Genomic DNA, 370 nt, shown 5'->3' with positions numbered 1-370 from the left:
TGACCTCCACGTTTGCCCGACGGTTGACGGGCGCGGTCGGCCAGGTCGCGTTGGGCGCGATGCTGCTCGTTGCCGGCATCGCCCACCTGACAGTCGCGCGCCAGGAGTTCTTGGCGCAGGTGCCCTCCTGGCTCCCGCTCGACGCCGATCTCGTCGTCGTCGCCTCCGGGGTGGTCGAGATCTGTCTCGGGCTGGCCCTGCTCGCGGCTTGGAGACAGCCCGTACGCGGCCTCACCGGAGCGGTCGTAGCCGCCTTCTTCGTCGCGGTCTTCCCGGGCAACATCGCTCAGTTCACCGAAGGGCGTGACGGATTCGGCCTGGACACCGACGCGGCACGGGCGGTCCGCCTGCTCTTCCAGCCGCTGCTCGT

General features: G+C 70.0%; 1 protein-coding gene. It reads left to right on the top strand.

Features of this window, described 5'->3' with window-relative positions; genetic code table 11:
* Window positions 1–59: 59 nt before the first annotated feature.
* Window positions 60–370, top strand: a 311-nt coding sequence (locus ACPCK6_RS29665; protein WP_423482865.1) for a DoxX family protein, incomplete at its 3' end; no start/stop codon positions are given.

The organism is Micromonospora sp. AB353 (assembly GCF_049538395.1).
Taxonomy (GTDB): domain Bacteria; phylum Actinomycetota; class Actinomycetes; order Mycobacteriales; family Micromonosporaceae; genus Micromonospora; species Micromonospora aurantiaca.
This window is presented reverse-complemented; position numbering and strand designations above follow the sequence as displayed.